Source organism: Marinobacter sp. (genome assembly GCF_041690455.1).
GTDB lineage: Bacteria > Pseudomonadota > Gammaproteobacteria > Pseudomonadales > Oleiphilaceae > Marinobacter.
In genome coordinates, this window is record NZ_JAWLHI010000047.1 from 26235 (window position 1) to 32273 (window position 6039).

Genomic DNA, 6039 nt, shown 5'->3' on the forward strand with positions numbered 1-6039 from the left:
GGCTTATTACGTTTCCAATGCCCGTGAGGGGCAAGGAACGGTCCACTTAACCCGGTTAAACCGGCGTTACGTTTTCCGCCTGCGGGCCTTTCGGGCCCTGAGTTACGGTGAACTGCACCTGCTGACCTTCGGTCAGGGTGCGGAAACCGGAAGCGTTGATTGCACTGTAGTGAACAAATACGTCACTGCCACCGTCCTGAGCGATAAAGCCAAAGCCCTTGGACTCGTTGAACCACTTCACGTGGCCGGTTTTTGTATCGGACATTGATCTTTCCTGTCTTTCTAAAATTTGCCCTCACGGGACCTTCGAATTCCTTATGGAACAGTGCTGAGAAATCCAGAGAGTACTGAGAGAAGGGCAACGAAAAGCACGGAGGCACAACGTTGTAACGCATTCACTAAATACCGCTGTTTTTTCACAGCAATTTCAGTATAGACCGAGTTTCGGGAGCGTCAACGCTTTTTTTGAAGGTTTTATTCGTATTAAAAACAAGGATTTGACAGGGAAGTGACAGGCGGAGAGGTATCGTGGCCGGCTGATTTCAGGTGGCCGGCCACGATGTTCGCAAGCACGATGCTCAGGAGCGGAACTGCTGGCTGATCTCTTCCAGGATGGCCGGATCATCAATGGTGCTGGGTACAGTGTACTCCTCACCATCGGCGATCTGGCGGATCACCCGGCGCAGAATCTTGCCGGACCGGGTCTTGGGCAGTCGCTCGACCACCATGGCCCGGCGGAAGCAGGCAATGGCACCGATCTTGTCGCGCACCATTTCAACCAGTTCTTCTTCCAGCTCGTCGTGATCGATGGTGGCGCCGTCCTTGATCAGCACCAGGCCGATCGGGACCTGGCCCTTCAGTTCGTCGTGGGCGCCTACCACGCAGCACTCGGCCACGGCCGGATGGGATGCCACCACTTCTTCCATTTCGCCGGTGGAAAGCCGATGGCCCGCCACGTTTATGACATCATCGGTCCGGCCCATGATGAATACGTAGCCGTCGTCATCAATGAAGCCACCGTCACCGGAGCTGTAATAGCCCTTGATCGGATCGAGGTAGGTCTTGCGGAAACGTTCATCATCACCCCAGACTGTCATCATGCAGCCTGGCGGCAGCGGCAGCTTGACCGCGACCTGACCCTGCGCCCCGGAGGGAACCTGGCTGCCATTCATGTCCACAACCTGAACGTTGTAGCCAGGAGAGGGCACGGTGGCGGAGCCGGGCTTGGTTTCCATCATTTCGATGCCCACCGGGTTACAGCAGATGGCCCAGCCGGTCTCGGTCTGCCACCAGTGATCAAGAATGGGCAGGCCGGTGTGTTCCTTGAGCCACTCGTAGGTTGGTGGGTCCAGTCGCTCCCCGGCCAGGAAGATTCGCTTCAGGGAGCTGACATCGTACTTGTTCAGCTCGTCCGCTTCCGGGTCTTCCTTGCGCACTGCGCGGAATGCCGTGGGTGCGGTGAACAGCAGGTCCACGCCATGGTCCTGTACCACGCGCCAGAAGGCGCCGGCATCCGGGGTTTTGACCGGCTTGCCTTCGTACAGAATGGTGGTGCAGCCGGCAAACAACGGGCCGTACACGATATAGCTGTGACCAACGACCCAGCCGACGTCGGACGCGGCCCAGTAGACATCGCCGGGGTTGGCGTCGTACACCAGCTTCATGCTGTATTTCAGGGCGACGGCATGGCCGCCGTTATCCCGGACCACGCCCTTGGGTTTGCCCGTGGTGCCGGAGGTATAGAGGATGTAAAGCGGATCCGTTGATTTGACGGGTACCGGGTCGGCCGGTTCCGCGCCTTCCATGACCGCTTCCCAGTCAACGTCGCGGCCATCCTGCATGTCAGCCCGGGCCTGCGGACGCTGATACACCACGCACAGATCCGGCTTGTGGCTGGACTGCTCGATAGCCTTGTCCACCAGTGGCTTGTATTCGATAACCCGGCTGACTTCGATGCCGCAGGAGGCCGTGATCAGGGCCTTGGGTTCCGCGTCTTCAATGCGCACCGCCAGCTCGTGGGCGGCAAAACCGCCGAAGACCACAGAATGAATGGCACCGATGCGGGCACAGCCCAGCATGGCCACCACCGCCTGGGGAATCATCGGCATGTAGATAATGACCCGGTCTCCCTTGGAGATTCCGTTGGCCTTCAGGGCACCGGCAAATCGGGCAACTTCGGCAGTGAGTTCGTTGTAGGTATAGGATTGCTGAGTGTTGGTGACCGGGGAGTCGTAGATCAGGGCCTTCTGGTCACCCCGGCCGGCACGGATGTTCGCATCCAGTGCTACGTCGCAGGTATTGAGGACGCCATCGGGAAACCATTCGCCATGGCCATTGTCCTTTGGCTGCCAGATGGTCTTCGGCGCTTCGATCCAGTCAATCTGGTTGGCGTGCTCTCGCCAGAATTCGTCACGCTGGTCGATCGAGCGCCGGAATTCGGAATTGTAGTCCATAGATTCCACCTCTTGGTGCCTGTTGTTTTTGTGTTGTTTGTACGTATTGACACAACTTTAGGCACTTTGAGTTTATGGACTAGTAGACCATAGGCTTAGTAAGGCCTTTTCAACAAGTTATTCCGGGCCTGATTTGACGGAGGTCACTTCGGCCTCGATTTCGCCCCGCGCTACCCGGGCCGAAATCCGGTCACCGGGGGAAAGGTTGCCTGCATCCCGGATGATGTCGCCGGCCGGGCCCCGGACAATGGCATAGCCCCTGCCGAGAGTAGCGAGCGGGCTGACCACATTCAGGGTCTGGGCGAGGTGTTCCATGCGGTCCCGCTGCTGGCGGATGGTCAGCCGGGTTACTGCAAACAGCCGCTCCTCGATGCGGCCGAGGGCCTCACGGCTGGTGGTCAGCTGCTTCTGCGGAGACTGCATGGCCAGCCTCTGGGCGAGATGCCCGGTGCTTACATCCCAGCGCTCCAGTTTCTGCTTCATCGCCTTGCCCAGGCGTAGCTCCAGGTCATCCATCCGCTGGGCTTTTTCCTGCAGCTCCCGGCGGGGATCCCGCAGTCGTGCGGTCAGGTGTTCCAGCTGTACCGACAGGCGTTTGAGCGCCCGCCGTGCGGCATTGGCGAGCCGCAGCTCCTGTTCGGAAAGTTGCCTCAGCCACTGGCTCTGGTCCGGGGAGATCTTCTCGGCCGCGGCTGACGGGGTCGGGGCCCGAAGATCCGCCACGAAATCGGCGATGGTGACATCCACTTCATGGCCGACGGCGCTCACGGTCGGAATCCGGCAGGCCGCAATGGCCCGGGCGACCGCTTCCTCGTTGAAGCACCAGAGATCCTCAAGCGAGCCACCACCACGACCGATGATCAGGACATCCGCAACGCCATGGTTCTGGGCCTGTTCGATGGCGCGGACAATATCGTTGGTCGCGGCCTTGCCCTGGACGGCGGTCGGATAGAGGGTGACCGGGATGGCCGGGCACCGGCGTGAAAGCACCGTCAGGATGTCGTGGATAGCGGCGCCGGTAGGGGAGGTGATGACGCCGATATGCCTGGGCAGGGCCGGAATCGGCTTCTTGCGGGCTGCGTCGAACAGCCCTTCTGTCTGCAGCTTGCGCTTCAGCTCCTCAAAGGCCTGTTGCAGGGCGCCGAGTCCCGCGGGCTCGATGTGCTCGACAATGATCTGGAAGTCGCCCCGGCTTTCGTAAAGCGTCACCTTGCCCCGGATACGTACCTGATCGCCTTCCTTCGGAATGGCCCGGACCCGCTGGTTGAAGCCCCGGAACATGGCGCAACGGACCTGGCTCTTGCGGTCTTTCAGGGAGAAATACCAGTGGCCCGAGGAGGGGCGGGAGAAGCTGGACAGTTCGCCCTCCACCCAGACCTGCATGAAGCTGGATTCCAGCAGGTGCCGGGCCTGGTGATTGAGTTCGCTGACACTCAGGGCCTGTGTGGGGCGAAGGCTGCCAGTATCACCGGAAAGGGGCTGGGAGTCCTGGAAGGAGGGGGTCAAGGCCGTGCTCCATGGTTGGTTTTATACGCAATACCCGAAAAATTCGAGGTAAAAATATCGGAAATTCAAAAAGATGCAACCAGACCTTCAAAATGGTGCGGTTTACTGTCCAGAGCCACCACTTTATAATAGATCGATTAAGGATTTTGCTTTGTCGCGCCGCTCAGGGCGCGGTACAGGATTTCCAAACTTAGCACGTTCAAAAGGCGGATCCCAATGCTGCGAATTGCTGAAGAAGCCCTCACGTTTGATGATGTTCTGCTTGTTCCCGGATTCTCGGAAGTTCTCCCCCATCAGGTCAGTCTCCAGACCCAGCTGACCCGCAATATAACCCTGAACATTCCGCTGGTATCGTCTGCCATGGATACGGTCACCGAAGCCGAGCTGGCCATCGCCATGGCCCAGGAAGGCGGCATCGGTATCATGCACAAGAACATGACTGTGGAGCAGCAGGCGGCTGCGGTTCGCAAGGTCAAAAAATTCGAGAGTGGCGTGGTGAAGGATCCGATTACCGTCTCACCGGATACCACCGTGCGTGAATTGGTCGATATCACCATGGCCAACAATATTTCCGGTCTGCCGGTTGTGCATGGTCACGATCTGGTCGGCATCGTTACCGGTCGTGATATCCGCTTCGAAAGCCGCATGGACACCCTGGTGCGTGACATCATGACGCCGAAGGAAAAGCTGGTGACCGTCAAGGAGGGCGCCAGCCTCGAGGACGTGAAGGAGCTGTTGCACCGCCATCGCATCGAGAAGGTGCTGGTGGTGAATGACGAGTTTGAACTGCGCGGTCTGATCACCGTCAAGGACATCCAGAAAGCGAAGGACTATCCCCTGGCGTGCAAGGACGAGCAGGGTCGCCTGCGTGTCGGTGCTGCGGTCAGCACCGGCGGTGATACCGAAGCCCGGATTACTGCTCTGGCCGAGGCCGGCGTCGACGTGATTGTGGTCGATACCGCCCATGGCCACTCCAAGGGTGTTATCGAGCGTGTCCGTTGGGTGAAGCAGAATTTCCCCGAGGTCCAGGTCATTGGAGGCAATATTGCCACCTCCGACGCCGCCATTGCCCTGGCTGACGCCGGAGCGGACGCAGTGAAGGTCGGTATTGGTCCCGGTTCCATCTGTACCACGCGCATTGTTGCCGGTATCGGTGTGCCCCAGATTTCTGCGGTATCCAATGTCGCGGCGGCGCTGAAGGATCGGGGCGTTCCCCTGATCGCCGACGGCGGTGTGCGTTTCTCCGGTGACATCGCCAAGGCCATCGCCGCCGGCGCCCACAGCGTGATGATAGGCAGCCTGCTGGCGGGTACCGACGAGGCTCCGGGCGAAGTGGAGCTGTTCCAGGGTCGGAGCTACAAGGCCTATCGTGGCATGGGCTCCCTCGGTGCCATGGGGCAGGGTTCCAGTGACCGTTATTTCCAGGATGCCAGCAAGGGTATCGAGAAGCTGGTGCCGGAAGGTATCGAAGGCCGTGTCGCCTGCAAGGGTCCGATGCGTAACATCGTCCACCAGCTGATGGGCGGGCTGCGTGCCTCCATGGGTTATACCGGCAGCGCGACCATGGAAGAAATGCGCACCAAGCCGGAATTCGTGCGCATCACCAATGCCGGCATGCGTGAGAGCCACGTCCACGACGTGACCATCACCAAGGAAGCGCCCAACTACCGTATCGGTTAAGAATGACCCCAATGAACGCGGCCCCGGAACGGGCCGCGTTGTTTATTTGTGATCCGAGGACTCCATGGCCCAGAACATCCACGACCACCGTATCCTGATTCTTGATTTCGGTTCCCAGTACACCCAGCTGATTGCCCGGCGCATCCGGGAAATTGGCGTGTACTGTGAGATCAAGGCTTTTGACATGACCGATGAAGAGCTCAGGGAGTTCAATCCCAAAGGTATTATTCTCGCGGGTGGACCGGAATCCGTAACCCAGCTGGGTGGTCCCCGGGCTCCGGAGGATCTCTTTGACCGCGGCATCCCGGTACTGGGTATTTGCTACGGCATGCAGACCATGGCTGAACAGCTCGGTGGTCGTGTGGCCAGTTCCGAAAAGCGGGAATTCGGCTATGCCCAG

5 protein-coding genes are annotated in these 6039 nt (G+C 59.4%); 2 read left to right on the top strand and 3 right to left on the bottom strand.

Annotated features, from left to right (window positions below):
• Positions 1-55: 55 nt before the first annotated feature.
• From ACESMW_RS12620 to xseA, 3 genes are all read right to left on the bottom strand, one after another.
• Positions 56-265 carry a cold-shock protein gene (locus ACESMW_RS12620; RefSeq protein WP_008169155.1) on the bottom strand — a complete coding sequence of 70 codons (210 nt, stop codon included), beginning with the start codon at positions 263-265 and terminating at the stop codon, positions 56-58.
• A gap of 313 nt (positions 266-578) precedes the next feature.
• Positions 579-2453 (bottom strand): propionyl-CoA synthetase, encoded by a 1875-nt coding sequence (locus ACESMW_RS12625; RefSeq protein WP_372987375.1) that lies wholly within the window; start codon positions 2451-2453, stop codon positions 579-581.
• A 117-nt stretch (positions 2454-2570) separates the two neighbouring features.
• On the bottom strand, positions 2571-3959 hold the full coding sequence (gene xseA, locus ACESMW_RS12630) for an exodeoxyribonuclease VII large subunit (protein WP_372987376.1): 1389 nt from the start codon (positions 3957-3959) through the stop codon (positions 2571-2573).
• Positions 3960-4175: 216 nt separating this feature from the next.
• Between xseA and guaB the strand changes: the two genes are divergently transcribed.
• Together guaB and ACESMW_RS12640 are read left to right on the top strand one after the other, a co-directional pair.
• Positions 4176-5639, top strand: a complete 1464-nt coding sequence (gene guaB, locus ACESMW_RS12635) for an IMP dehydrogenase (protein WP_372987377.1) — start codon at positions 4176-4178, stop codon at positions 5637-5639.
• 64 nt (positions 5640-5703) lie between these two features.
• Positions 5704-6039 (top strand): glutamine amidotransferase-related protein (locus ACESMW_RS12640; protein WP_372987378.1); only part of this gene is annotated, 336 nt, incomplete at its 3' end.

Coding starts and splice junctions, on each gene's coding strand:
- ACESMW_RS12625 (WP_372987375.1), bottom strand. CDS start 2,453: ATGGACTACAATTCCGAATTCCGGCGCTCGATCGACCAGCGTGACGAA.
- guaB (WP_372987377.1), top strand. CDS start 4,176: ATGCTGCGAATTGCTGAAGAAGCCCTCACGTTTGATGATGTTCTGCTT.
- ACESMW_RS12620 (WP_008169155.1), bottom strand. CDS start 265: ATGTCCGATACAAAAACCGGCCACGTGAAGTGGTTCAACGAGTCCAAG.